The sequence below is a fragment of the Pseudomonas marginalis genome, assembly GCF_001645105.1.
GTDB classification, from domain to species: Bacteria; Pseudomonadota; Gammaproteobacteria; order Pseudomonadales; family Pseudomonadaceae; genus Aquipseudomonas; species Aquipseudomonas petroselini.
Map to the genome: position 1 here is coordinate 164957 of NZ_LKEG01000044.1, position 25278 is coordinate 190234.

The following is a 25278-nucleotide window of genomic DNA, read 5'->3' on the forward strand; positions in this document are numbered from 1 at the left end:
ACTCCTTTTCCGGATCACGCGCCTTAACCTTTGGCCCGGGTTTCCAGCACTTCAACGGCCGGCAGGACTTTGCCTTCGACGAATTCAAGGAATGCGCCGCCACCAGTAGAAATGTAGGAGATCTGGTCAGCAACGCCATATTTATCGATGGCCGCGAGGGTGTCGCCGCCGCCGGCGATGGAGAATGCCGAGCTTTCGGCGATGGCCTTGGCCAGCACTTTGGTGCCGTTGCCGAACTGGTCGAACTCAAACACGCCGACCGGACCGTTCCACAGGATGGTCTGGGAAGCTTTCAGCAATTCGGCGAAGTTGGCCGCGGTTTGCGGGCCGATATCCAGGATCATGTCGTCGTCAGCCACGTCAGCGATCAGCTTGACGGTGGCTTCGGCGCTTTCGGCAAATTCCTTGGCGACGACCACGTCCACCGGCAGCGGCACGCTGACTTTGGCGGCGATGGCACGAGCGGTGTCGAGCAGGTCCGGCTCGTACAGGGACTTGCCCACCGGGTGACCGGCAGCGGCCAGGAAGGTGTTGGCAATACCGCCGCCGACGATCAGCTGATTGCAGATCTGGCTGAGGCTGTTGAGCACGTCCAGCTTGGTGGACACCTTGGAGCCAGCGACGATCGCGGCCATCGGTTGCGCCGGAGCGCCCAGGGCCTTGCCCAGTGCATCCAGCTCAGCGGCCAGCAGCGGGCCAGCAGCGGCAACCTTGGCGAACTTGGCCACGCCGTGGGTCGAACCCTCGGCGCGGTGAGCGGTGCCGAACGCGTCCATCACGAACACGTCGCACAGCGCAGCGTATTGCTGGGCCAGCTCGTCGCTGTTCTTTTTCTCGCCTTTGTTGAAGCGCACGTTTTCGAACAGCACGATGTCGCCGGCCTTCACGTCAACACCACCCAGGTAGTCAGCCACCAGCGGCACGTCGCGGCCCAGGGCTTTGCTGAGGTACTCGGCTACCGGCTTGAGGCTGTTTTCGGCGGAGAACTCACCTTCGGTCGGACGACCCAGGTGGGAGCAGACCATCACGGCCGCGCCTTTTTCCAGGGCCAGCTTGATGGTCGGCAGCGAGGCCAGGATTCGCGCATCGCTGGTGACAACACCGTCCTTGACTGGGACGTTGAGGTCTTCGCGAATCAGTACGCGCTTACCTTGCAGATCGAGGTCGGTCATCTTCAACACGGTCATGGGTGGCAGTTCCTGAATTACTGTTGAGGTTGTTTAGAGGCGATATGCAGATAATGTTCCGCAACGTCGAGCATTCGGTTGGCAAAACCCCATTCGTTGTCGAACCAGGCCAGGATGTTCACCAGCCTCGGGCCGGAAACGCGGGTCTGGCTGGCATCGACAATGGCCGAATGCGGGTCATGGTTGAAATCACAACTGGCGTGGGGCAACTCGGTGTAGGCCAACAAGCCTTTGAGCGGCCCGCTGGTGGCGGCGTCGCGCAGGATCCGGTTGACCTCCGTCGCATCGGTGTCGCTGACGGTTTGCATGGTGATGTCCAGGCAGGACACGTTCACCGTCGGCACACGTACGGCTTTGGCCTGGATTCGCCCGGCAAGTTCCGGCAACAGTCGCTCGATACCGCGTGCCAGCCCGGTGGACACCGGAATCACTGACTGGAACGCCGAGCGCGTGCGGCGCAGGTCTTCGTGATGGTAGGCGTCGATCACCGGCTGGTCGTTCATCGCCGAGTGAATCGTGGTGATCGACACGTAGTCCAGCCCGATCGCCTGATCCAACAGGCGCAACAGTGGCACGCTGCAGTTGGTGGTACAGGAGGCGTTGGACACCAGCAGCTCGTTGCCGGTCAGGCAATCCTGGTTGATGCCGTAGACGATGGTGGCGTCGACATCCGCCTCGCTTGCCATCGGCTGGGAAAACAGCACACGCGGTGCGCCAGCGTCGAGGAAACGCTGGCCATCGGCACGGGTGTGATAAGCACCGGAGCATTCCAACACCAGGTCGACGCCCAGCGCCGCCCAGTCGATGCCCTCGGGGGTGGCACTGCGCAGGACTTTCACGCAGTCGCCATTGATATGCAGACAATCGCCCTCGACCCGCACTTCGCCGGGGAACCGGCCGTGGGTGGAGTCAAAGCGTGTCAGGTATTCGATGCTGGCCATGTCGGCCAAATCGTTGATCGCGACAATTTCAAACCCGGCAGCCGCCCCTCGCTCGAACAGAGCACGCAAGACGCAACGACCAATGCGGCCGTAGCCGTTGAGTGCAACTTTGTAAGGACGCGGTTGGGGCATGGGGTTCTCGATTACCTTGGGTAATGGGGTGAATGTGCCACCGCCTTCGCGAGCAAGCCCGCTCCCACAGTTGAAATGCATTCCAAATGTGGGAGCGGGCTTGCTCGCGAAGGCGTCAGTACAGCCACCCCAATCTACAGCCTTAGTCTTCCAGCAGCTCTTCAGCCTGACCCAGGATATTTTCCAGGGTGAAGCCGAACTCTTCGAACAACGCTGGCGCCGGCGCCGACTCACCGTAGCTGGTCATGCCGATCACGCGGCCTTCCAGGCCCACGTACTTGTACCAGTAGTCGGCATGCGCCGCTTCGATGGCGATACGCGCGCTGACCTGCAACGGCAGCACCGATTGCTTGTAGCCAGCGTCCTGGGCTTCGAACACGCTGGTGCATGGCATGGACACAACACGCACGTTGCGGCCTTGGGCGGTCAGCTTGTCGTAGGCCTGGACGGTCAGGCCCACTTCGGAACCGGTGGAGATCAGGATCAGCTCCGGCTCGCCGATGCAGTCCTTGAGCACGTAGCCGCCACGGCTGATGTCGGCGATCTGTGCGTCGGTACGCACTTGGTGCTGCAGGTTCTGGCGCGAGAAGATCAGCGCCGAAGGGCCGTCCTTGCGTTCGATGGCGTGCTTCCAGGCCACGGCGGATTCGACCGCGTCGGCTGGGCGCCAGCAATCCAGGTTCGGCGTGGTACGCAGGCTGGTCAGTTGCTCGACCGGCTGGTGCGTCGGACCGTCTTCGCCGAGGCCAATGGAGTCGTGGGTGTACACGTGGATGACGCGCTTCTTCATCAGCGCGGCCATGCGTACGGCGTTGCGGGCGTATTCCATGAACATCAGGAAGGTCGCGCCGTAAGGCACCAGGCCACCGTGCAGGGACACGCCGTTCATGATGGCGCTCATGCCGAACTCGCGTACGCCGTAGTACATGTAGTTGCCGCTGGCGTCTTCAGCCGAAACACCCTTGCAGCCTTTCCACAGGGTCAGGTTGGAACCGGCCAGGTCGGCGGATCCGCCGAGGAACTCAGGCAGCAGCGGGCCAAAAGCGTTCAGGGTGTTCTGGCTGGCTTTACGGCTGGCGATGGTCTCGCCCTTGGCCGCGACTTCGGCGATGTAGGCCGAGGCTTTTTCCGAGAAGTCGGCAGGCAGGTCACCGGCCAGGCGGCGTACCAGTTCGTTGGCAAGCTCCGGGAATTCGGCGGAGTAGGCCGCAAAACGCTGGTCCCACTCGGCTTCGGCAGCCAGGCCTTTTTCCTTGGCATCCCACTCGGCATAGATGTCGGCCGGGATTTCGAACGGGCCATGGTTCCACTTCAGTGCTTCACGGGTCAGGGCGATTTCCGCGTCACCCAGCGGGGCGCCGTGGCAGTCTTCTTTGCCCTGCTTGTTCGGCGAACCGAAACCGATGGTGGTCTTGCAGCAGATCAGGGTCGGCTGAGCGCTCTTGCGGGCGGTGTCGATGGCGATCTTGATTTCTTCCGGATCGTGGCCGTCGACGTTGCGGATCACCTGCCAGTTGTAGGCTTCGAAACGCTTAGGGGTGTCATCGGTGAACCAGCCTTCGACTTCGCCGTCGATGGAGATGCCGTTGTCATCGTAGAACGCGATCAGCTTGCCCAGGCCCAGGGTACCGGCCAGGGAAGCGACTTCGTGGGAAATGCCTTCCATCATGCAGCCATCACCCAGGAACACGTAGGTGTGGTGGTCGACGATGTCGTGGCCGGGGCGGTTGAACTGCGCACCCAGGACTTTTTCCGCCAGCGCGAAGCCCACGGCGTTGGCCAGGCCTTGGCCCAGGGGACCGGTGGTGGTCTCGACGCCTGGGGTGTAGCCGAATTCAGGGTGGCCGGGGGTGCGGCTGTGCAGCTGGCGGAAGCTCTTGAGGTCATCGATGGTGACGTCGTAGCCGGTCAGGTGCAGCAGCGAATAAATCAGCATCGAGCCGTGGCCGTTGGACAGCACGAAGCGGTCACGGTCGGCGAACGATGGGTTGCTCGGGTTGTGTTTCAGGTAGTCACGCCAAAGTACCTCGGCGATATCCGCCATGCCCATCGGGGCACCGGGATGGCCGCTGTTGGCTTTTTGCACGGCATCCATGCTGAGGGCACGAATGGCGTTGGCACGCTCACGACGGCTGGGCATCGCTGATCTCCTGGGGTTTGCTGAAAAGAAACGGAAAAAAGGACCGGCATTTTCCCTCAGCCACCGCCTGCGGGCAATGACAGATAGTCACTTGTGGGTGTTTTTCCTGTGCTTTGGGCGGCATTCGCTTGCAGAAACCGTTAACCGGTTCGTCTAAAGGTTATAGCGGCTGCTTATAACCGCCACTTATCGATCAATATCAAAACTTTTTGATATTGGCCTTGCGAGGACTCCCACCCGTCTCTAGACTGCTGGCCTTATGAACCTACCCATGCCCTCCCTGCGTCCTGACGACGGCGATGAACTGGCAGCCTTATGCAAGGCCGCTGGCGACCCGTTGCGTTTGAACGTATTGCGCGCACTGGCCAACGATTCCTTCGGCGTATTGGAACTGGCGCAGATCTTCGCCATCGGCCAATCCGGTATGAGTCATCACTTGAAGGTGCTGGCCCAGGCCGACCTGGTGGCTACTCGCCGCGAAGGCAATGCGATTTTCTACCGTCGCGCCCTGCCCCACACCGAGTTGCTTGGCGGCAAGCTGCACGCCGCGTTGCTCGAAGAGGTGGACAACCTGGGCCTGCCGGGCGATGTGCAGTCGCGCATCGGCCAAGTCCATGGGCAACGCGCCGCCGCGAGCCAGGACTTTTTCGCACGGGTCGCCGAGAAATTTCGCGCCCAACAGGACTTGATCGCCGGTTTGCCGCAATACCGCGACAGCGTACTGGCGCTGCTCGACAAGCTGAGCTTCAGTGAGGAGGCCACCGCGCTGGAGGTCGGCCCAGGCGACGGCGGTTTCTTACCGGACCTGGCGCGGCGCTTCCAGCAGGTCACCGCGCTGGACAACAGCCCGGCGATGCTCGAACTGGCGCGCCAGCTGTGCGAACGCGAAGCGCTGGGCAATGTCAGCCTGCAGTTGGCGGACGCATTGAATAGCACGGCGTTAAAGGCCGACTGCGTAGTGTTGAATATGGTCTTGCACCATTTCGCCGCCCCCGCCGACGCCCTCAAGCAAATGGCCGGGCTGCTGCACCCCGGCGGTAGCCTGCTGGTGACAGATTTATGCAGCCACAACCAGAATTGGGCCAGGGAGGCCTGCGGTGATCTCTGGTTGGGTTTTGAACAGGACGATCTGGCCCGTTGGGCCACCGCTGCGGGACTCGTTCCCGGGGAAAGCCTCTATGTAGGTTTACGTAATGGTTTCCAGATCCAGGTCCGCCATTTTCAGCGGCCGGCTGGCGACACTCACCATCGGTAAATATCAGGAAAACATCGAGATGAGCGAATACTCCCTTTTCACCTCCGAGTCCGTGTCTGAAGGGCATCCGGACAAAATCGCCGACCAGATTTCTGACGCGGTGCTGGACGCCATCATTGCTGAAGACAAGTTCGCCCGTGTGGCGTGCGAGACTCTGGTGAAAACCGGTGTAGCGATCATCGCTGGCGAAGTGACCACCACCGCCTGGGTCGACCTGGAGCAGATCGTCCGTGACGTGATCACCGACATCGGCTACACCAGCTCCGACGTCGGATTCGACGGCGCGACCTGCGGCGTGATGAACATCATCGGCAAGCAATCCCCAGACATCAACCAAGGCGTCGACCGTGCCAAGCCGGAAGACCAGGGCGCCGGCGACCAGGGCCTGATGTTCGGCTACGCCAGCAACGAAACCGACGTGCTGATGCCTGCACCGATCACCTTCTCGCACCAACTGGTGCAACGTCAGGCCGAAGCGCGTAAGTCCGGCCTGCTGCCGTGGTTGCGCCCGGACGCCAAGTCCCAGGTCACCTGCCGTTACGAAGGCGGTAAAGTCGTGGGTATCGACGCCGTTGTATTGTCGACCCAGCACAACCCGGACGTGTCCTACGCCGACCTGCGTGAAGGCGTGATGGAGCTGATCGTCAAGCACGTGCTGCCGGCCGAGCTGCTGAGCAAGGACACCCAGTTCCACATCAACCCGACCGGCCAGTTCATCATCGGTGGCCCGGTAGGCGATTGCGGCCTGACCGGTCGCAAGATCATCGTCGACAGCTACGGCGGCATGGCCCGTCACGGCGGTGGCGCGTTCTCGGGTAAAGATCCTTCCAAGGTTGACCGTTCCGCCGCTTACGCCGGTCGTTACGTGGCCAAGAACATCGTCGCCGCCGGCCTGGCCGAGCGTTGCGAGATCCAGGTGTCCTACGCTATCGGTGTGGCCCAGCCTACGTCGATCTCGCTGAATACCTTCGGCACCGGCAAGATCAGCGATGACAAGATCGTCAAGCTGGTGCGTGAGATCTTCGACCTGCGCCCTTACGCGATCACCACCATGCTCGACCTGCTGCACCCGATGTACCAGGAAACCGCAGCCTACGGCCACTTCGGTCGTACCCCTGCGCAGAAGACGGTCGGCGACGACACCTTCACCACCTTCACCTGGGAAAAAACCGACCGCGCCAACGACCTGCGGATTGCCGCCGGCCTGTAATCGCTCTCGGTACACAAAAGCCCCGCCGGGTTCGCCCGGCGGGGCTTTTTATTGCCCCGCCATTTGCGCGATGGCCTTCACGTTTTTTGGATCCAAACCTTGCAGGCTCAATGATGGCCCTCTAGAATCCGCGCCCTCTCGGGCCCGTCACCTTATTTGGATATTGCCCTGCGCCAGCCCGGGACTCATCAGCGCGCAGGCAATCGAACATTGAGGTTTTCCATGCGCATCTCCACGCTCGCCCCTGCCGCCCTCCTGCTCAGCCTGTTTGCCCTGCCGGCAAACGCCGCCGACCTGAGCGCACTGAGTGGCGCCCTGGGCTCCCAACTGGGCGGCGGCAACTCCGGCGACTGCCAGAAGCAAGCCAACGACCTGCAAGCCAAGATCGATGCAGCCGAGGCCCAGAAGGACAGCTTGAAAGTGAAAGCCTTCAAAGCGGCGCAGGACCAGATCAACAAAGGTTGTAACAAACTCACTGAGGCCCAGGCCAAAGCCGACGCCAAGCAGCAAACCCAAGAGGCCAAGGCCGATAAGCCCGACGCGGTAAAAGCCCTGGGCGGCCTGTTCAAGTAAATAGAAACACCTCGTAAAGAGCCCCGCACTGCCGGGGCTTTTTTGTGGCCGCGTGGATCATTTAGGCTGGGCACCCTTTCCGAGCAAGGATGCTCATGATGCACTTACTGTTTGCCCTTTTACTCAGCGCCCTACCCTGCTGGGTGTGGGCCCAAGCGTGCTCCGATGAAGCCCGAGCACACGTCAGTACCCTGGCCGAACAGATACGCCAATGGGATGACAGTTACCACCGGCTTGGCCAGTCCCCGGTGAGCGACGAACTCTACGACCAGGCGCGCCAGCGCCTGGCTCAGTGGCATCAGTGCTTCCCCGCCCCCACCGCCACACCCAACAACCCACTGGCGAGTTCACGTGGCGCCCAGCCTCACCCCGTTGCGCATACAGGCCTGGAGAAACTGCTGGACGAACACGCAGTCGACGCCTGGCTGGGCACACGAAAGGATGTCTGGATTCAACCCAAGGTGGACGGTGTTGCGGTGACCCTGGTGTATCAACAGGGTCGCCTGCGCCAAGTCATCAGTCGAGGCGATGGCGTCATGGGCCATGACTGGTCTGCCTCCGCGCGCAAAATCCCCGGCATTGTCCAGCAGTTGCCCGACCCCATCGACCTGGTACTGCAAGGCGAACTCTATTGGCGCCTCGACGACCATGTGCAATCGGCCAGCGGCGGGCTCAATGCCCGCAGCAAGGTGGCCGGATTGATGAACCGCAAACACTTGGGCGACACCGATGCCGCCGGTATTGGCCTGTTCGTCTGGGCTTGGCCACAAGGGCCGGCAGCCTTTACCGAGCGCCTTTCCACACTGAAACGTTGGGGGTTCACTGACACCCAGCGCTTCAGCCAGCCCATCCGGAACATCAGCGAAGCCGCGCACTGGCGCGCCTATTGGTATGGCCATCCACTGCCGTTCGCCAGCGATGGGGTGGTGTTGCACCAGGCGCAGCACGCCCCTGCCGAGCGTTGGCAGGTCAGTACACCCTACTGGGCCGCCGCCTGGAAGTACCCGACGACCAAGGCCCTGGCGCTGGTGCGCGACGTGCAATTCAAGATCGGCCGTACCGGGCGCATCACACCCATACTGGAATTGGAACCGGTGCGCTTGGATGACCGGCAGATCAGCCGGGTGAGCGCCGGCTCATTGAAGCGCTGGCAATCGCTGGATATCCGCCCTGGCGACCACGTCTCCATCAGCCTGGCGGGCCAGGTGATCCCTCGGCTGGATGAGGTCATCCTGCGCAGTAGCACAAGGGCGGACTTGCCCGTGCCCAATCCGGGGAAATTCCATGCCTTGAGTTGCTGGCAACTGGACCCCGGTTGCGAGGAGCAGTTGCTGGCGCGCCTTTCCTGGCTGAGCGGCAACCAGGGCCTCGCCTTGCCACACATTGGCCGCGAGACCTGGAACGTATTGATCCAGGCCGGTCTAATCGCAGGCTTTCTCGATTGGTTAACCCTGGATACGGCAGAGCTTGCTAACATTGATGGCTTCGGTGATCGCACCCGTGCGCGCGTGGTCGACAGCTTCCACAGCGCGCGGCAACGGCCCTTCGCACAATGGCTCAAGGCCTTGGGTGTACCGCCTGCGGCACGTAATAACCTGGAAGGCGACTGGCAGACGCTGGTCGCCAGAGACACCCAGGCCTGGCTGGCCATCGATGGCATCGGCCCGGGCCGCGCAGCGCAACTGAGCGCTTTTTTTCGCGACCCGCACGTACAGGCCTTGGCTGAAACATTACGCGTGGCGGGGATAGACGGTTTTTGAACCTGCTGTCCGCGCCATCAGATTGCGACTTTGGAGCCCCACATGAAATTTCTAGCCCCCTTTGCCTTGCTGACCGTCGCAAGCTTCATGGCCACGCCGCTGCTGGCCGCCGAAGAAGCCCCTCAGCTCACCGGCTGCGCGGCCAAGCGCCAAGCCATCAGCACCCAGATCGAACAGGCCAAGGTCCACGGCAACAGCGAACAACAAGCCGGCCTGGAAAAAGCCCTGAGCGAAGTCACTGCCAACTGCACCGACGCCTCCCTGAGGAAAGAGCGGGAAAACAAGGTGCTCGACGCCAAGCATGAAGTCAGCCGCCGTCAGGCCGACCTCGACAAGGCCATGAAAAAAGGCGACGCGGACAAGATCAACAAGCGTAAGGACAAACTCGCCGAGTCCCGCAAGGAACTGCAGGACGCGGTGGAAGAACTCGACCAGTAAAACCGGTCAGTGGTCCCGGAACTGTTTATGGCAGGCGCTGCAGGCATCTTCGACTTTCTGCACCGCAGGCCCCAGGTTGCTGGCCTTGTAAGGCTGCACTTGGCTGGCGGTCACCAATTCACCGGTGGCCGCTTCAAGGTTGCGGGCCAGTTGCTGGAATTGCGCCTGTTTCTGCCAGACATCGTCCTTGGCGCTGGTGTGATCCTCTTCACGCACGCTCGGAAAATGTTTCCATGGTTCATGGGACAACGCGTCCAGCTTGACCGCACCGTCGGCGAATTTCGCGCCGTCGAACGGGATGCGCCCGCGCAGCATGCCGCCCAGGTCTTCGCCGGTCTTGAGCATCTGCTTGAAGATCGCCTTGCGCTGGCCCAGCGGCGAATTCGGATCAACGCCGCCACAGGCGGACAACGTCAGGCAGGCCAGCAGTACAACGGTCAGTCGTTTAAAAGTCATGGTGGCTTCGAGGTCACGGAAAACGGCGGCCAGTATCCTCGCCCCGCCCGCAAAGACCAATAGCCCTATTATTAATAAGGGTTGCCCAACAGCGCTGCGACGCGGGCAATCGCTTCAGGAAGTGTTTGTATGAATGTCAGCTTGAAACCCTGGAGCCGCCGCCTGGCGTGGGCTCTGCCGATAATCGCACTGCTGGCCGGCTGCGACGCGGGTAAAGAAACAGCCAAAGATGAAACTTCCAAACCCCACGCCGTCGCCACCTATGTGAGCGCACCGTGGGAAGCCTTGCCGACGGTGTCCGACAGCGATCTGCTGGCCGGTTTTGAATCCTGGCGCAGTGCCTGCCAACGGCTCAAGGCCGACCCGGTGTGGGGCGCGACCTGTGCGGCAGCCGCCACAGTGCCGAGCAATGCCTTGGCCGTGCGCGGGTTCCTCAAGGAGCGCCTGGATGTGTTCGGCCTGCGCTCGGCCGACAACACACCGAACGGCTTGATCACCGGCTACTACGAACCGGTCTACCCCGGTAGCCTGACCAAGACCGCCAAGGCCAACGTGCCGGTGTACGGCGTGCCGGACGACCTGATCATCGTCAACCTGGAAAGCATCTACCCCGAGCTCAAGGGCAAGCGCCTGCGCGGTCGCCTGGAAGGTCGCGTGCTCAAGCCCTACGACGACGCCAGCGCCATCAACGGCCAGGGCTCCACGGCCAAGCCGATCGCCTGGCTGACGAACCCGATGGACCTGCAATTCCTGCAAATCCAGGGCTCGGGTCGCATTCAACTGGCCGGTGGGCGCCAACTGCGCGTCGGTTATGGCGACCAGAACGGCTACCCCTACCGCCCGATCGGTCGCTGGCTGGTGGAACAAGGCGAGCTGAAGAAGGAAGACGTGACCATGGGCGCCATCAGCGCTTGGGCCAAGGCGCATCCGCAGCGTATTCCGGAGCTGCTGGCGAGCAACCCAAGCTATGTGTTTTTCAGCGCACGGCCCGACAGCAATGAAGGCCCGCGCGGTTCCTTGAACGTACCGTTGACCGCCGGCTACAGCGTCGCGGTGGATCGCAAGGTGATTCCGTTGGGCAGTCTGCTGTGGCTTTCGACCACCAAGCCGGATGGTTCGCCCATCGTCCGCCCGGTAGCGGCACAGGACACCGGCGGTGCAATCACGGGTGAAGTGCGCGCGGACTTGTTCTGGGGCACTGGCGATGCGGCGGGTGAACTGGCGGGGAACATGAAGCAGCAGGGGCAAATCTGGATGTTGTGGCCCAAGGGCGCAGCATTGCCGCAAGTGCCGGATGCACCTGTCGGGAGCTGAAAACCGCTCCGCCACGCTCGGTTTACTGTAGTGAGCGGGCTTGCCCCGCGCTGGGCTGCGCAGCAGCCCCCCCATCAGCCTCACCCCATTTATTCAGGCACACCGAGGCGTATGGTTCCGGGGCGGCTTCGCCACCCAGCGCGGGGCAAGCCCGCTCACTACAAACACCGCGCCAACAGTGGCTCTGCTTCAGCCTTCAGATCGAGACGAAGAAGAAACTCGCAATCAGCGCCATACCCACGAACCACACCAGTGAGCGAGCGATCGCCCAGTCGGCCAGGTAGCAGATGATGTACAGCAGGCGACTGGTGATAAACAGCACGGCCAGCACATTGATGGTGACCAACTCAGCCGTACCGGCCAAGTGCGCGATAATCACTGCCGCCGCAAATGCCGGCGTCACTTCAAAGCTGTTGAGTTGAGCACTGTGGGCACGCTTGGCAACCCCTTCGAGGGTGTCCAGGAACGCGCGAGGGTCGTGGTTCTGCCGCGGCCCGAACTTGCCACCGCTGAACTTGGCCACCCCTGTGCACAGATAAGGCAGAAAGATTGCGATCAACACACACCAGAAGGCCACCGTCATCACTGATTCCTTTTTTTAGTTTGCTTTTTAGTTTGAAGCAGAATTTAGAGTTTTAGCACTCAACATGAAACGCCGCACCCATCGCTATGAGCCGCCAGCCCCGCAAAAGGTTCTATCGGTGATTTGCCCCCAGCCCTGCAACATCGTGCAGAGGTTGCGGTCCATCCCCCATTAACGCTCTTCCACCCAACTTCCAAGGACCCCGGATGCTTGAACTTGTCGCCGCCTTCATTTGCCTCACCACCCTGCTCACCTATGTGAACTTCCGCTTCATTGGCCTGCCGCCCACCATCGGCGTGATGGTCACGGCCCTGCTGTTTTCGCTGATCCTGCAAGGCTTGAGTTTTCTCGGCTATCCAGGCCTGGAAGAGCGCATCCAGCAACTGATTGGCCAGATCGACTTCGGCGATCTGCTGATGAACTGGATGCTCTCATTCTTGCTGTTCGCCGGTGCCTTGCACGTAAACCTCAACGACCTGCGCAGCTACCGCTGGCCCATCGGCCTACTGGCGACCTTCGGCGTATTGATCGCGACCGTGGTGATCGGCAGCCTGGCGTATTACATCTTTGCCCTGTTCGGCTGGCACGTCAGCTTCCTCTACTGCCTGCTGTTCGGTGCGCTGATTTCCCCCACCGACCCGATTGCGGTACTGGGTGTGCTGCGTACCGCCAACGCCTCCAAGCCATTGAAGACCACCATTGTCGGTGAGTCGCTGTTCAACGATGGCACGGCCGTCGTGGTGTTTACCGTTTTGCTGGGCATTGCACAGTTAGGCGAAACGCCGACCGTGGGCGCCACCGCGATGCTGTTTGCCCATGAGGCGATTGGCGGCGTGGTGTTCGGTGGCCTGATCGGCTACCTGGTGTACCTGATGATCAAGAGCATCGAGCAGCACCAGATCGAGGTGATGCTGACCCTCGCCCTGGTCATCGGCGGCTCGGCGATGGCCACCGAACTGCACGTTTCGGCACCGATTGCGATGGTGGTCGCCGGGCTGATCATCGGCAACCTGGGGCGCAAACTGGCAATGAACGACATGACCCGGCGCTACCTGGACGGCTTCTGGGAATTGCTCGATGACATGCTCAATGCGCTGCTGTTCGCACTGATCGGCATGGAGCTGCTGCTGTTGCCGTTTAACTGGCTGCACGTGTTCGCCGCCAGCTTGCTGGCCGTGGCGATCCTGCTGTCGCGTCTGTTGACGGTTGCACCGGCCATCCTGCTGCTGCGGCGCTGGCGCACAGTGCCACGCGGGACCATCCGCATCCTGACGTGGGGTGGCCTGCGTGGCGGGGTGTCCGTGGCACTGGCATTGGCCCTGCCGCTGGGCCCGGAGCGCGACTTGCTGCTGAGCATCACCTACATCGTGGTGCTGTCGTCGATCCTGCTGCAGGGGTTGAGCATCGGCAAGCTGGTCAAGCGCGTGACCCGGGACGATCCCCAGGCCGCGCCGGACGCTCACTGAGCCTTGTCGATCTGCTGCGGATGCCTCGGGTCCGCAGCTTTCTTGCCCGGCAGACTGCTTTCGCTGCGAATCTGCGCATGGCTGATCAGCGCAAAGATAAAGCTGCCGCCAATGATATTGCCCGCCAGGGTCGGCCCGGCGAACACCAGCCAGAAATCCTTCCACGGCAACTCGCCAGCGAATACCAGGTACGACACCTCGGCGGAGCCGACGACGATATGGGTGAAGTCGCCCAGAGCCATCAGGTAGGTGATCAGAATAATGATCCACATCTTGGCGCTTTCCATGGAGGGGATCATCCACACCATGGTGGCGATCATCCAGCCGGAGACGATGCCCTTGGCAAACATCTGGCCGGCGTCGTTTTCCATGATCTTGCGGCCGATTTCCAGGAAGGCCAGGTCGGTCTTGGTGTCGAAGATCGGCAGGTGCAACATCACATAAGCCACCAGCAAGGTGCCGCACAGGTTGCCCACCAGCACCACTGTCCATAGCCGTAACAATCGCCCGGCATTGCCTAGCGTGGGTTTGCTCATCACCGGCAAAACAGCGGTCAGGGTGTTCTCGGTGAACAGTTGCTGGCGCGCCAGGATCACTGCCAGGAACCCTGCGCAGTAGCCGAAGCTGGCGATAACCTTAAAGCTTTCGCCATCCGGCAGCCGAGAGTTGAGCAGCCCCATGGCCATCAGCGAAAGGCCCATGGTCAACCCGGCCGCCAATGCCGACCACCACAAGGCAGCAACACTGCGCTCCAGTTCCTGGTCACCCTGTGTACGGATGATTTCATGCAACACCGCCGCACGGGGTGGTTGGTTCTCGTCCACGTCCTGTTGCTCTTCCTGCGACAGGTTTGGGGTCTTGCCGTCTGCTTGAGTGGCCATGATGTTCCAGAGTCCTAGGGGTGCCTGTAGCTACGACACGCCGCCACAGTAGCTGTTCAGTGGCCACACAACTAAACCTGCACCCTCCAGGCCTTTGCCATCTCCACGGTGGTTGAGCGGCGCGCCTTGTCCCAGGGCTTGTTACGCGCTTTGTAGTGACCACTGATGGTGTCGAGTACCTGGTTGAATTCGCTGGGGGTAGTAGCCCGAGCCAGGTCCTGAGCCGCACGGTGCAACAGTTCAACGTTAGACTTGGGCTGGCCTGGCCGAAACAACGAGGGGTAGATCACTTCCCGTGTGAAGTTTTCAGCTTTCATCGAAATATCGCGCACTTTCATTTCGGTCACTGCACCGCCGATGACTTTGGACAGAGGCATTGCATCACTTTCGATCTGTTTGGCCGCCACTTGCAGCAATTGCTGAAAGTTGCGCTGACTTGCAACATTGAGGCTGCGCCCCAACCAGTCGATATGCTCTGGCCGTCGGGCAAGGGCATCCAAGTCACGCAGGGCCGATGAAATGTTCGGCGTGAACACCAGGGAGCCCTGTGACTGATTGGCCTGGGTGATCGCACCATCCAGGTTTCGCAACGCCTGTTGCGCGTTTTTCCGAAACATCAGCACATCCGCGACCGCCGGGTCGCTTTGCAGCGTGGGTTGCACGCTGGCGAGCATTTCATCATCCATGGCCAGCACGGCTTCATTCAGTGATTGGAACGAATGATGCTCAAGTGCCTTGGTCCGTCGCTCCAAATGCGTCTCCACCGCTTGTCGCGCTTTCGTCTGCAGAAGTTGCTTCTGCTCATCCTGCATAGTGGAGTTGACCGTGCCATTGAGCAGACCCGTAAAGTCGCCTTTTTCGGTCTTCAGGGGCAGTGTCACAATCTGATCGGCGAACGCTTCGAGCCTTTTATCCTGAAACGCTCCAGCGGCCGAATGCTCAACGCCCACGAGATGGTCGGCCAGACTGCTGAAAAAACTGCCACTGCGAGCGGATGCATCAGAAGAGCTGGACTCAAATTTAACGATCAGCGATTCAAGCTTGTTCAGCGGACTATCGGAACATGGCCGCGCCACAACACCTGGCGCCGGAGTGTTGAGCAGCAACCCACCATCCTTGAATGCGGTTTTTTCAGCTGATGCCTGGAAGGCATGACCTTGTTCCACCGGTTTTTTGAACACCACCGGTAACGAACCCGAAATATGCGCGGCCCGGGCAATATCCATCGCTGGAGTCAGGCTGGCATTGAACATCACTAATTGCGGGCGGCCATCAAACATGCCGCTACCGGTGATACTGAGTTGCTTGATCGCAGGAATATGCCGGCTCAACACCTCGAGATCACCAAACGTGGGTGCGCCACCCGCATTCAGCTTGTCAGTAATACTCATGACTTCGGTCGGCCTGGTTTCTCGAGGGCTTTGCGCGATATGACCAAGAATCGACGCGCGCGACTCGTTGCGGATCAGTTCCTCAAGGGGAAGGGCTTCAGTCTGCAGGCGCGGCGCCAAGGTCATCAACAAACGGGAAATAGTGCCGACACCACCGGGCAAACGCCCCGCACATTTGCCAAGTGTCGTACAGGCATCCTGCATCCAGGCCGTCACGGCGTCCTGGCTGTTCAGTAGGCTTGGTAAATCGATGCTGTCCGACAACCGGTCAAATGCCGCAGCGCCCATTCCGCTGGCAATCAACGCCGCCGAAATCGCACCGGCGGATGAGCCGGATATCGACTGAATACCGTTCAGCTTCCGGGCGTCCTCAAGCGCCTGCACCACCCCCGAAAAAGCGACGCCCTTGGCCCCTCCACCGCTCAACACCAGGCTCGTGACGGGCGGCGCCGATAAAATCACCTCTACCCGCCCCTTACTATCGCGTAGAAGCGTCACATTGCGCTCGCCCACGCCCTCCACCAGCGCCGTCTTCACAGGGTGCTGGGTCGGGGAATGAGCCTTATCACTCCATGCGGGTTGATTCCGGGCGATCGAGTTAATCACTTTCATACGCAGGCTCTCTACAGGGTGTGGTCCTGAGTGATGAGAGAGCCTGGCAGAGATCCATGCGGAATGATTTGGTAAAGCAAATCACGCCGAGGGTTTGTTACTCAGGAAGACTGTCGTCCTTGAACTGGTCCTTCACGTACCGGATCTCGGTGCGGCCATGAGGCGCTGGCAGGCCATCTTCACCGAGGTTGACGAAGACCATTTTCTCTACCGTGAGGATGCTCTTACGCGTGATCTTGTTGCGTACTTCACAGGTCAGGGTGATGGAGGTGCGGCCGAACTCGGTGGCGGTGATGCCCAGCTCGATGATGTCGCCCTGGCGCGAGGCGCTGACGAAGTTGATTTCGGAGATGTACTTGGTGACCACCCGCTGGTTGCCCAGTTGGACGATGGCATAGATCGCCGCTTCTTCATCGATCCAGCGCAACAGGCTGCCGCCGAACAGGGTGCCGTTGGGGTTGAGGTCTTCGGGTTTTACCCATTTGCGGGTGTGGAAGTTCATGGTCACTCCAAAGCGTGTTGCGAAATGATGGGCAACATCATGGCAGAGCCCGGCCCCAAGCTCTATGAGCCATTGCCTATCACGCCCATGCGCGATCTTCATGTTGCCGACAGAAAGGCTTGGGAAGTCTGGCGCACACGGCTATAATCGCCCCCGCTTCAAAACGGTCATCTTCAGTTGATACCGTTCTCCCGCCACCTGTCCGAGGGGCGCTGCAGCAGGTTCAACCTGTCAGGCTCGGATGGGGCGTTGTCCGGCCTGGTCCACCTGGCCTGATACTAAACGCACAACGGCGCCCATTCGCACACTACGAATGGAGGCTCTTCATGAGCGCAGTAAACACGCCTGCAGATTTCAACGACTACAAAGTCGCCGACATGTCCCTCGCCGCCTGGGGCCGTCGTGAAACCTTTATCGCCGAATCCGAAATGCCTGCCCTGATGGGCCTGCGCCGCAAGTATGCCGCTGAGCAACCGCTCAAGGGTGCGAAGATCCTCGGCTGCATCCACATGACCATCCAGACCGCCGTGCTGATCGAAACCCTGGTTGCCCTGGGTGCCGAAGTACGTTGGTCGTCCTGCAACATTTTCTCGACTCAAGACCAGGCCGCTGCCGCCATCGCTGCCGCCGGTATCCCGGTATTCGCCTGGAAAGGCGAGACCGAAGAAGAGTACGAGTGGTGCCTGGAGCAAACCATCCTGAAAGATGGCGCGCCTTGGGATGCCAACATGATCCTCGACGACGGCGGCGACCTGACCGAGCTGCTGCACAAGAAGTACCCAGCAATCCTGGACCGCGTCCACGGCGTGACCGAAGAAACCACCACGGGCGTACACCGCCTGTTGGACATGCTGGCCAAGGGCGAGCTGAAAATCCCGGCCATCAACGTCAACGACTCGGTGACCAAGAGCAAGAACGACAACAAGTACGGCTGCCGTCATAGCCTGAACGATGCCATCAAGCGCGGCACCGACCACCTGCTGTCGGGCAAGCAAGCCCTGGTGATCGGCTACGGTGACGTGGGCAAGGGCTCGTCCCAGTCCCTGCGTCAGGAAGGCATGATCGTCAAGGTCTCCGAAGTCGACCCGATCTGCGCCATGCAAGCCTGCATGGACGGCTTCGAAGTGGTTTCGCCGTTCATCGATGGCGTCAATGACGGCACCGAAGCGAGCATCGACAAGGCCCTGCTTGGCAAGATCGACCTGATCGTGACCACCACCGGTAACGTGAATGTTTGCGACGCGAACATGCTCAAAGCCTTGAAGAAGCGTGCTGTTGTCTGCAACATCGGTCACTTCGACAACGAAATCGACACCGCTTTCATGCGCAAGAACTGGGCATGGGAAGAAGTGAAGCCACAGGTACACAAGGTTCACCGTACCGGTGCTGGCGCGTTCGACGCCCAGAACGACGACTACCTGATCCTGCTGGCTGAAGGCCGCCTGGTTAACCTGGGCAACGCCACCGGCCACCCAAGCCGCATCATGGACGGTTCGTTCGCCAACCAGGTCCTGGCCCAGATCTTCCTGTTCGGCCAGAAGTACGCCGACCTGTCGCCCGCCCAGAAAGCCGAGCGCCTGACCGTGGAAGTATTGCCGAAGAAACTCGACGAAGAAGTGGCCCTGGAAATGGTCCGCGGCTTCGGCGGCGTGGTGACTCAACTGACCAAGACCCAGGCCGACTACATCGGCGTGACCGTTGAAGGTCCGTTCAAGCCGCACGCTTACCGTTACTGAGTAACAGCCCCCTGCTTTGCTGGGGCGGGCTTGTTGTGGCGAGGGAGCTTGCTCCCGCTGGGCTGCGAAGCGGCCCCAAGATTTTGGGAGCGCTTCGCACTCCAGCGGGAGCAAGCTCCCTCGCCACATCAAGCTCGCTCCTACAGGGGGGCACCGTCGGCATTCTGAGTTTCAAAGGGTATTACCATGTCCCAAGACCGTCGCTACAGCTTCGAATTCTTCCCGACCAAGACCGATGCTGGGCATGAAAAACTGATGGCGACTGCCAAGCAGTTGGCCAGCTACAACCCCGACTTCTTCTCCTGCACCTACGGCGCCGGCGGTTCGACCCGTGATCGCACGATCAACACCGTGCTGCAGCTGGAAAGTGAAGTCAAAGTTCCCGCCGCTCCGCACTTGTCGTGCGTGGGCGACAGCAAAGCCGACCTGCGCAGCCTGCTGACCCAATACAAGGCAGCCGGCATCAAGCGCATCGTCGCCCTGCGCGGCGACCTGCCGTCCGGCATGGGCATGGCCAGCGGTGAGCTGCGCTACGCCAATGACCTGGTGAGCTTTATCCGTGAAGAAAGCGGCGACCACTTCCACATCGAAGTGGCGGCGTACCCGGAGATGCACCCCCAGGCCCGCAACTTCGAAAACGACCTGCAGAACTTCGTGCGCAAGGCCAACGCTGGCGCCGACAGCGCGATCACTCAATACTTCTTCAACGCCGACAGCTACTTCTACTTCGTCGAGCGTGTACGGGCCATGGGGGTGAACATCCCGATCGTGCCGGGCATCATGCCGATCACCAACTACAGCAAGCTGGCACGCTTTTCCGACGCCTGCGGGGCCGAAATCCCACGCTGGGTGCGCAAACAACTGGAAGCCTATGGCGACGACGTCAAGAGCATCCAGGCGTTCGGCGAACAGGTCATCAGCACAATGTGTGAAGAATTGTTGCAAGGTGGCGCGCCAGGCCTGCACTTCTATACCCTGAACCAGGCTGAACCCAGCCTTGCCATCTGGAACAACCTCAAGCTGCCACGCTGAAGCTTGTCCGGCTGTGCCAAGGCCCTCGTCTCGACGAGGGCCTTTGTCGTTTTACATGCCCACGGAACCCAGCAGTCCATGAATACAGTGTCCACGACTTCCCGCCCGCAACTGGTCTACCTGGTCTTCGGCTCCGAGACCTACCACCAGGAAGCGGTGTTCAGCATCGCCAGCGCGCTGGCCTTCCTGAACGACACCCCGGACGCCGCCGTGGATATCCAGGTATTCAGCGATAACCCCGAGCCCTATCGCCTTTTGCCGGTGCGCGTGCGCCCGCTGGACGAAGCCACTCGCAAACGCTGGAGCGAGCCACACGGCTATCACTTCCGCACCAAACATGTGGTGCTGCGCCAAGTGCTGGCAGAGTCGCCGGTGGCCATGCTGATCGACACCGACACGTTCTTCCATCATTCACCGATGGACCTGTTCGAGCGCGTGCAACCCGGCACCCTGCTGTGCAACGCCTTCTACACCAAGTACGGCGACAACCCCGAAAGTATTCTGTACACCGCGCTGCGCCAGCGCCTGCTGGACATGGGCGTCGCCGACGATGACATGATGACCCTCAATTCCGGGGTCATGGGCCTGACGCAACAGGACGCGCACATCCTCGACCGCTCCATCGCGTTGATGGACGAACTGTTTCCCTATGCCGAGGGCGCCTACACCCTCGAAGAGTTCTGCCTGTCGATTGCCGCTTATCGCAGCGTCAACGTGCGCGAGTGCCCCGACCTGATCCATCATTACTGGAGTCGCAAGCAACTGTTTCGCGCCAAGGTCAAGGCCTGGATCGCCAAGCATGCGGCCGCCCCTACCAGCGCATTGGCACTGGCCGACACCCGCCAGGTCTCCTCGCACCTGCCGCGCCCTCCCCGCCCGCAGCGCTTGCTCTACAAGCTGATCACCCTGCTGTTACCCAAGCACCAGCAGCAGTTCATCCGCGAAATCCTCTACGGCTGCTACGAGCACGAGAACGAATTCGATCAGGCGTGTGGCCCGGTTTGGTGGGACAAAGCCCGACAAAACCAAGAGGAACGTCAAAAGCGCCCGCTTGACGCGCATCAGTTGGAACACTGGTTCGCCAACCCCGTGGTACGCCTGATTCTCGGCGAGCGGCGCACCGCGATCTACGAACACTTGATGACCTCACCCGCCAAATAGCCCCGCCCGCGGATGCGCGTGCCAGAGCTTCTCTTTAAGGCAGGAGCGTCGTAACCTCAGGGCATGCCTGTCATTCTGAAGTTGCTGACTGCTGCCCTCTTTACTTGCCTGAGCCTGGCGGCTTATGGCGAGAAATTGCGCATTGTCACCGAGCCATGGGCGCCTTATGTGTACGACGACAACGGCACGATGCGCGGGCTGGACTACGAAACCACGGTGATCGTGTTCCAGCGCCTGGGTATTGAGGTGCAATGGCAATTCCTGCCTTGGAAGCGCTGCCTGGCCATGCTCGACCAAGGCCAGGCCGACGGGGCGCTGGACATTTTCCACAGCCACGAGCGCGACGCCGTGCTTCTATACCCCAGCGAACCGCTGTCGGAAGTGAATTTCGTGCTCTTCTATGCCAATGATCGCCCCCACCCTGTCCAGGGCCTCGAAGACCTGCGCGACCTGACCGTCGGCACGTCGCCGGGTTACTTGTACGGCGCAGCATTCAGCGACTCCACCCTGTTCAACCGCGAAGCGGCCCCCAGCCATGAGGCCAACTTCGGCAAATTAATGTTGGGACGCATCGATTTGGTGATCACCGACCGCCGGGTAGGCCAGCATGTGATCAAGGCACTGGGCCTGGAGGGCAAGGTCAGTCAGGCGCCGGCTGTGGTCAGCCACCAGCCGCAGTTCCTTGCGGTGCGCCGTGGCGCGGGCATGGATCTGCTGGTACAACGCTTTGCCGCCGAGCTCAAACGCTTCAAACAAGAACCTGCGTACACCGCTTTGAGCATCAAATATGGTGGAATCCAAGCAATTACGGGGGTTGGACACACCGTTGAGCAGCAGGAAAGCAGCGTACCGTGATTGCTCTGTTATACTCCGGCCTTTCCGCCAGGCTCACGCCCGGCCGCTGAGGTCTTGAAAAAGGCACCCAACCCCGCTACAGCGCAGCTTTCAGCCCGCGCGAGCCGGTGGAGTGCCCGCCAGACGCAGCAGGACCGGACGGGGTTGCGCTCCCCTAAGCGCCATTCACGCCCGGCAAGATTATCCCTTTGGGCCAAGCCCTAACTAAAACAGGATTACTCATGTCCTTTGCTTCCCTCGGTCTCTCCGAGGCTTTAGTCCGCGCCATCGAGGCAGCGGGCTATACCGAGCCTACTCCGGTGCAACAGCGGGCCATTCCCGCCGTGTTGCAAGGTCGCGACCTGATGGTTGCGGCTCAGACAGGTACTGGTAAAACCGGCGGTTTCGCCCTCCCGATTCTGGAGCGGTTGTTTCCCAACGGTCACCCGGACAAATCCCAGCGTCACGGCCCGCGCCAACCGCGCGTACTGGTCCTGACCCCAACCCGCGAACTCGCCGCCCAGGTGCACGACAGCTTCAAGCTGTATGCCCGCGACCTGAAGTTCGTCAGTGCCTGCATCTTCGGCGGCGTCGGCATGAACCCACAGGTTCAGGCCATGTCCCGTGGTGTGGACGTGCTGGTGGCGTGCCCCGGTCGTTTGCTCGACCTGTGCGGCCAAGGCAGCGTCGATTTGTCCCACGTGGAAATCCTCGTGCTGGACGAAGCCGACCGCATGCTCGACATGGGCTTTGTCCATGACGTGAAAAAGGTCCTCGCCCGCCTGCCGGCCAAACGTCAGAACCTGCTGTTCTCGGCAACGTTCTCCCAGGACATCACTGCCCTGGCCGGCAAGCTGCTGCACAACCCTGAGCGCATTGAAGTCACGCCGCCGAACACCACGGTCGAGCGTATCGAGCAACGCGTCTTCCGCCTGGCCGCCAGCCACAAGCGTGCGCTGCTGGCCCACCTGATCACCGCCGGCGCGTGGGAACAGGTGTTGGTGTTCACCCGTACCAAGCACGGCGCCAACCGTCTGGCCGAGTACCTGGACAAGCACGGCCTCACCGCTGTCGCCATCCACGGTAACAAAAGCCAGAACGCGCGCACCAAAGCCCTGGCGGACTTCAAGGCCGGTTCCGTGCGCATCCTGGTGGCCACCGATATCGCCGCCCGCGGCCTGGATATCGACCAACTGCCACACGTGGTCAACTTCGAGCTGCCAAACGTCGATGAAGACTACGTGCACCGTATCGGCCGTACCGGCCGTGCCGGTCGTTCGGGTGAAGCCATTTCCCTGGTTGCACCGGACGAAGAAAAACTGCTGAAAAGCATCGAGCGCATGACCAAGCAGAAAATCGCCGACGGCGACCTGATGGGCTTCGATGCCAGCGCCGTAGAGGCTGAGAAGCCTGAAGTGCGCGAGCGTCCGGACGTGCGCAACCCACGCAACCCACGCGGTCCGAAGGGTGATGGCCCGAACGGCGGCGGTGGCGGCGGTGGTCGGCGCGACAAGGGCAAGGACAAGGGCGGCAAGGAAAAAGCGCCTACCAACGGCCGTGGCGAACGCCCAGCCCGCGAGCAGAAGCCCCGTGAAGGCACCCCGGCCCGCGAACAGCGCCAGCCGAGCCAGCCGCCACGCGCCGCCGCTGACCGTGCCCCGGACGAGTTCCTCGACGACGACGTGGATAACTTCGGCAACCGCGTTGACTACGTGCCTCAGGCCAAGCCGGCCCAAGGCCGTGGCCGTCGTCCCGGCGCGCCTGCACAAGGTGCAGGCGCAGGCGCTCCACGTGGCGGTCAGCCACAAGGCGCTCGCCAGAACGGCCCACGCAACAGCAGCGGCGGCACCACCGGCACTCCACCGGCCAAGCGCAGCGGCCCGCGTAATGGCGCACCGCGTGACGGCCAAGCCCGTCGCGAAGACTCGCGCAGCAACAACCGCCGCCCAGCCCGTGACGACCAGCCTCGCTTGTCCGAACCGGCCGTGCAGAATCCGCGCGGTGGCCCAGCGCCAAAGATCATCCACAAGGAGTCGAAAGCGGATCGCTTCCCGACACCCGAGCAACTGGATCAGTTGCCAGGCCGTCCTCGTGGTGAAAAGCCAGCATTGCTGACTCGCAACCGCTGAGTTTTTAGCCCCATAAAAAATGCCCCGTATCTTTCGATGCGGGGCATTTTTTTTGGACTCAATAACGATCCGATGTGGAAGGGGCGGTACGACGATTCGACTTGCCCCCGATAGCTGAGTGTCAGCTGACCTACTTTTAACTGACACACCGCTATCGAGGGCAAGCCCTCTCCCACAAGGACCGCATTGCCAAGCCAGACATTACTTCTGCTTGACGCCTTCCAGCGAGATGTCCAGGTCCACGGTCTGCGAGGACGGGCCTGGGCCTTTGATGCCGAAGTCGTTCAGGTTGACGGTGGTCTTGGCGTTGAAGCCAGCACGTTCGCCGCCCCATGGATCCTTGCCTTCACCATTGAAGGTCGCCTTGAAGGTCACAGGCTTGGTCACGCCGTGAAAGGTCAGGTCGCCCGTTACGTCAGCGGTTTTCTCGCCGGTAGATTTAACGGCGGTGGACACGAACTTGGCGTCGGCGAACTTGGCAACGTCCAGGAAGTCTTTGCTGGCGATGTGCTTGTCACGCTCTGCGTGGTTGGACCACAGGCTGGCGGTTTTCACGTCGACCGCGATTTTGCTGGCTTCCGGCTTGGCGGCATCCCAGCTGAACGTACCATCCCAGTCCTTGAAGGTACCGTGGATGTAGCTGTAGCCCAGGTGGCTGATTTTCCAGTCGATGAAGGCGTGCTGGCCTTCTTTGTCGATCTTGTAGTCAGCCGCCATCACCTGACCTGCAGACAGCAGGGCAGTACCGATGGCCAGAGCAGCGAGAGTCTTTTTCAACATGCTTTCTATTCCTTGTGAGTCGAGGTTGAACATCAGGCTTTGCGCCCCAGCATTCGCGTAAGGGTCACATCACGATCAATAAAGTGGTGTTTCAACGCAGCCACGCCGTGCAAGCCGGCAAAGACCACCAACACCCAAGCGAGGTACAAGTGCACCACGCCCGCAGTGTCTGCCTGGTCCGGTAGACCGGAAACCACGGCAGGAATTTCAAACAAGCCAAACACCGGGATACCGACACCGTCTGCGGTGGAAATCAGGTAACCGGCGATCATCACGGCGAACAGCCCCAGATACAGGAACGCGTGGCCGAACGCCGCACCGATACGGGTCAGGCGGCTGTAGCTGGCCAGCGGTGGTGGCGGCGGGCTTACCAGGCGCCAGACGATACGCACCAGCATGATGGCGAACAGCGTGATGCCAATGCTCTTGTGCAGGTCCGGCGCGTCTTTGCGCCAGGCGCTGTAGTAGTCGAGGCCGACCATCCACAAGCCCAGGGCGAACAAGCTGAACACCACCAGGGCCACGCCCCAATGCAAAACAATACTGACCCAACCATAGCGGGCCGAAGAATTACGTAGCTGCATGTCCCAAATCCCGTAAGAGCTGCGCCCAAGACTAGCGATTTACCTATCGAATTAAAGCGGAAAATTTCGCTTTGAAATATCGAGAAATACGATCAAGAGCCTATGCACAATAAGTTAACCAAGGATTAAGGACTATTCCTAAGAAACGTGACAGACCGTCCTGTGTTTACCGCGAATTCCC

22 protein-coding genes and 1 riboswitch are annotated in these 25278 nt (G+C 60.9%); of the genes, 12 read left to right on the plus strand and 10 right to left on the minus strand.

Annotation, left to right across the window (positions count from 1 at the left end; all coding sequences use genetic code 11):
- Window positions 1-23 precede the first annotated feature (23 nt).
- The 3 genes from AO064_RS18935 to tkt form a co-directional block, all read right to left on the minus strand.
- Window positions 24-1187, minus strand: a complete 1164-nt coding sequence (locus AO064_RS18935) for a phosphoglycerate kinase (RefSeq protein ID WP_015886293.1) — start codon at window positions 1185-1187, stop codon at window positions 24-26.
- Window positions 1188-1204: 17 nt separating this feature from the next.
- Window positions 1205-2260, minus strand: coding sequence for an erythrose-4-phosphate dehydrogenase (gene epd, locus AO064_RS18940; RefSeq protein ID WP_058415149.1), 1056 nt, complete (start codon window positions 2258-2260; stop codon window positions 1205-1207).
- Window positions 2261-2402: 142 nt separating this feature from the next.
- Window positions 2403-4400, minus strand: coding sequence for a transketolase (tkt, locus tag AO064_RS18945; protein WP_064054294.1), 1998 nt, complete (start codon window positions 4398-4400; stop codon window positions 2403-2405).
- A gap of 259 nt (window positions 4401-4659) precedes the next feature.
- Here tkt and AO064_RS18950 point away from each other — a divergent pair, with 259 nt between their 5' ends.
- From AO064_RS18950 to AO064_RS18970, 5 genes are all read left to right on the plus strand, one after another.
- Window positions 4660-5655 (plus strand): ArsR/SmtB family transcription factor, encoded by a 996-nt coding sequence (locus tag AO064_RS18950; RefSeq protein WP_015886296.1) that lies wholly within the window; start codon window positions 4660-4662, stop codon window positions 5653-5655.
- Window positions 5656-5674: 19 nt separating this feature from the next.
- On the plus strand, window positions 5675-6865 hold the full coding sequence (metK, locus tag AO064_RS18955; protein ID WP_015886297.1) for a methionine adenosyltransferase: 1191 nt from the start codon (window positions 5675-5677) through the stop codon (window positions 6863-6865).
- A gap of 222 nt (window positions 6866-7087) precedes the next feature.
- Complete coding sequence (locus tag AO064_RS18960) at window positions 7088-7438, plus strand: hypothetical protein (RefSeq protein WP_064054295.1); 351 nt, start codon at window positions 7088-7090, stop codon at window positions 7436-7438.
- Window positions 7439-7533: 95 nt separating this feature from the next.
- Window positions 7534-9198 carry an NAD-dependent DNA ligase LigB gene (gene ligB / locus AO064_RS18965; RefSeq protein WP_064054296.1) on the plus strand — a complete coding sequence of 555 codons (1665 nt, stop codon included), beginning with the start codon at window positions 7534-7536 and terminating at the stop codon, window positions 9196-9198.
- Window positions 9199-9240: 42 nt separating this feature from the next.
- Window positions 9241-9636 (plus strand): DUF1090 domain-containing protein, encoded by a 396-nt coding sequence (locus tag AO064_RS18970; protein WP_015886300.1) that lies wholly within the window; start codon window positions 9241-9243, stop codon window positions 9634-9636.
- A 6-nt stretch (window positions 9637-9642) separates the two neighbouring features.
- Here AO064_RS18970 and AO064_RS18975 read toward each other — a convergent pair whose 3' ends face one another.
- Entirely contained in the window at window positions 9643-10092 is a 450-nt protein-coding gene (locus AO064_RS18975; protein WP_015886301.1) for a c-type cytochrome, read from the minus strand.
- A gap of 129 nt (window positions 10093-10221) precedes the next feature.
- Here AO064_RS18975 and mltA point away from each other — a divergent pair, with 129 nt between their 5' ends.
- Entirely contained in the window at window positions 10222-11406 is a 1185-nt protein-coding gene (gene mltA / locus AO064_RS18980) for a murein transglycosylase A (RefSeq protein WP_064054297.1), read from the plus strand.
- A 196-nt stretch (window positions 11407-11602) separates the two neighbouring features.
- Here mltA and AO064_RS18985 read toward each other — a convergent pair whose 3' ends face one another.
- Window positions 11603-11989, minus strand: a complete 387-nt coding sequence (locus AO064_RS18985; protein WP_043206031.1) for an MAPEG family protein — start codon at window positions 11987-11989, stop codon at window positions 11603-11605.
- A 206-nt stretch (window positions 11990-12195) separates the two neighbouring features.
- On the opposite strand from AO064_RS18985, the gene AO064_RS18990 reads away from it, so the two are divergent.
- Window positions 12196-13455 carry a cation:proton antiporter gene (locus AO064_RS18990; RefSeq protein ID WP_064054298.1) on the plus strand — a complete coding sequence of 420 codons (1260 nt, stop codon included), beginning with the start codon at window positions 12196-12198 and terminating at the stop codon, window positions 13453-13455.
- Here the strand turns inward: AO064_RS18990 and AO064_RS18995 are convergent.
- The 3 genes from AO064_RS18995 to AO064_RS19005 all read right to left on the minus strand — a co-directional run bounded on the left by AO064_RS18995 (window position 13449) and on the right by AO064_RS19005 (window position 16841).
- Window positions 13449-14336, minus strand: a complete 888-nt coding sequence (locus tag AO064_RS18995) for a formate/nitrite transporter family protein (protein ID WP_064054299.1) — start codon at window positions 14334-14336, stop codon at window positions 13449-13451. The two genes, AO064_RS18990 and AO064_RS18995, sit on opposite strands and share 7 nt — an antisense overlap.
- Before the next feature lie 71 nt (window positions 14337-14407).
- On the minus strand, window positions 14408-16339 hold the full coding sequence (locus AO064_RS19000) for a patatin-like phospholipase family protein (protein WP_064054300.1): 1932 nt from the start codon (window positions 16337-16339) through the stop codon (window positions 14408-14410).
- Window positions 16340-16436: 97 nt separating this feature from the next.
- Window positions 16437-16841, minus strand: coding sequence for an acyl-CoA thioesterase (locus AO064_RS19005; RefSeq protein ID WP_010207175.1), 405 nt, complete (start codon window positions 16839-16841; stop codon window positions 16437-16439).
- 198 nt (window positions 16842-17039) lie between these two features.
- A riboswitch (S-adenosyl-L-homocysteine riboswitch) is annotated at window positions 17040-17146 on the plus strand.
- A 21-nt stretch (window positions 17147-17167) separates the two neighbouring features.
- Here AO064_RS19005 and ahcY point away from each other — a divergent pair.
- The 5 genes from ahcY (at window position 17168) to rhlE2 (ending at window position 23733) form a co-directional block, all read left to right on the plus strand.
- The gene (gene ahcY, locus AO064_RS19010) at window positions 17168-18577 is read left to right on the plus strand and encodes an adenosylhomocysteinase (protein ID WP_015886307.1); all 1410 of its coding nucleotides are present in this window, start codon (window positions 17168-17170) and stop codon (window positions 18575-18577) included.
- Window positions 18578-18763: 186 nt separating this feature from the next.
- Entirely contained in the window at window positions 18764-19609 is an 846-nt protein-coding gene (metF, locus tag AO064_RS19015) for a methylenetetrahydrofolate reductase [NAD(P)H] (protein ID WP_015886308.1), read from the plus strand.
- 78 nt (window positions 19610-19687) lie between these two features.
- Window positions 19688-20770, plus strand: coding sequence for a hypothetical protein (locus AO064_RS19020; RefSeq protein WP_064054301.1), 1083 nt, complete (start codon window positions 19688-19690; stop codon window positions 20768-20770).
- A gap of 63 nt (window positions 20771-20833) precedes the next feature.
- Window positions 20834-21625: a substrate-binding periplasmic protein gene (locus AO064_RS19025; RefSeq protein WP_064054302.1), complete on the plus strand. Its 792-nt coding sequence runs from the start codon at window positions 20834-20836 to the stop codon at window positions 21623-21625.
- Window positions 21626-21846: 221 nt separating this feature from the next.
- The gene (gene rhlE2, locus AO064_RS19030) at window positions 21847-23733 is read left to right on the plus strand and encodes an RNA helicase RhlE2 (RefSeq protein ID WP_015886311.1); all 1887 of its coding nucleotides are present in this window, start codon (window positions 21847-21849) and stop codon (window positions 23731-23733) included.
- A gap of 201 nt (window positions 23734-23934) precedes the next feature.
- Here the strand turns inward: rhlE2 and AO064_RS19035 are convergent, their stop codons facing one another.
- Both AO064_RS19035 and AO064_RS19040 read right to left on the minus strand, forming a co-directional pair.
- A complete protein-coding gene (locus tag AO064_RS19035; RefSeq protein ID WP_046034960.1) occupies window positions 23935-24513 on the minus strand; it encodes a YceI family protein in 579 nt (192 codons plus the stop codon).
- A 32-nt stretch (window positions 24514-24545) separates the two neighbouring features.
- Window positions 24546-25097: a cytochrome b gene (locus AO064_RS19040; RefSeq protein ID WP_015886313.1), complete on the minus strand. Its 552-nt coding sequence runs from the start codon at window positions 25095-25097 to the stop codon at window positions 24546-24548.
- Between the last annotated feature and the right edge of the window lie 181 nt (window positions 25098-25278).

Bases quoted from the DNA above. Each gene is read 5' to 3' on its own strand.
- AO064_RS18935 (WP_015886293.1), bottom strand. From the start codon at position 1,187: ATGACCGTGTTGAAGATGACCGACCTCGATCTGCAAGGTAAGCGCGTA.
- epd (WP_058415149.1), bottom strand. From the start codon at position 2,260: ATGCCCCAACCGCGTCCTTACAAAGTTGCACTCAACGGCTACGGCCGC.
- tkt (WP_064054294.1), bottom strand. From the start codon at position 4,400: ATGCCCAGCCGTCGTGAGCGTGCCAACGCCATTCGTGCCCTCAGCATG.
- AO064_RS18950 (WP_015886296.1), top strand. From the start codon at position 4,660: ATGAACCTACCCATGCCCTCCCTGCGTCCTGACGACGGCGATGAACTG.
- metK (WP_015886297.1), top strand. From the start codon at position 5,675: ATGAGCGAATACTCCCTTTTCACCTCCGAGTCCGTGTCTGAAGGGCAT.
- AO064_RS18960 (WP_064054295.1), top strand. From the start codon at position 7,088: ATGCGCATCTCCACGCTCGCCCCTGCCGCCCTCCTGCTCAGCCTGTTT.
- ligB (WP_064054296.1), top strand. From the start codon at position 7,534: ATGATGCACTTACTGTTTGCCCTTTTACTCAGCGCCCTACCCTGCTGG.
- AO064_RS18970 (WP_015886300.1), top strand. From the start codon at position 9,241: ATGAAATTTCTAGCCCCCTTTGCCTTGCTGACCGTCGCAAGCTTCATG.
- AO064_RS18975 (WP_015886301.1), bottom strand. From the start codon at position 10,092: ATGACTTTTAAACGACTGACCGTTGTACTGCTGGCCTGCCTGACGTTG.
- mltA (WP_064054297.1), top strand. From the start codon at position 10,222: ATGAATGTCAGCTTGAAACCCTGGAGCCGCCGCCTGGCGTGGGCTCTG.
- AO064_RS18985 (WP_043206031.1), bottom strand. From the start codon at position 11,989: ATGACGGTGGCCTTCTGGTGTGTGTTGATCGCAATCTTTCTGCCTTAT.
- AO064_RS18990 (WP_064054298.1), top strand. From the start codon at position 12,196: ATGCTTGAACTTGTCGCCGCCTTCATTTGCCTCACCACCCTGCTCACC.
- AO064_RS18995 (WP_064054299.1), bottom strand. From the start codon at position 14,336: ATGGCCACTCAAGCAGACGGCAAGACCCCAAACCTGTCGCAGGAAGAG.
- AO064_RS19000 (WP_064054300.1), bottom strand. From the start codon at position 16,339: ATGAAAGTGATTAACTCGATCGCCCGGAATCAACCCGCATGGAGTGAT.
- AO064_RS19005 (WP_010207175.1), bottom strand. From the start codon at position 16,841: ATGAACTTCCACACCCGCAAATGGGTAAAACCCGAAGACCTCAACCCC.
- ahcY (WP_015886307.1), top strand. From the start codon at position 17,168: ATGAGCGCAGTAAACACGCCTGCAGATTTCAACGACTACAAAGTCGCC.
- metF (WP_015886308.1), top strand. From the start codon at position 18,764: ATGTCCCAAGACCGTCGCTACAGCTTCGAATTCTTCCCGACCAAGACC.
- AO064_RS19020 (WP_064054301.1), top strand. From the start codon at position 19,688: ATGAATACAGTGTCCACGACTTCCCGCCCGCAACTGGTCTACCTGGTC.
- AO064_RS19025 (WP_064054302.1), top strand. From the start codon at position 20,834: ATGCCTGTCATTCTGAAGTTGCTGACTGCTGCCCTCTTTACTTGCCTG.
- rhlE2 (WP_015886311.1), top strand. From the start codon at position 21,847: ATGTCCTTTGCTTCCCTCGGTCTCTCCGAGGCTTTAGTCCGCGCCATC.
- AO064_RS19035 (WP_046034960.1), bottom strand. From the start codon at position 24,513: ATGTTGAAAAAGACTCTCGCTGCTCTGGCCATCGGTACTGCCCTGCTG.
- AO064_RS19040 (WP_015886313.1), bottom strand. From the start codon at position 25,097: ATGCAGCTACGTAATTCTTCGGCCCGCTATGGTTGGGTCAGTATTGTT.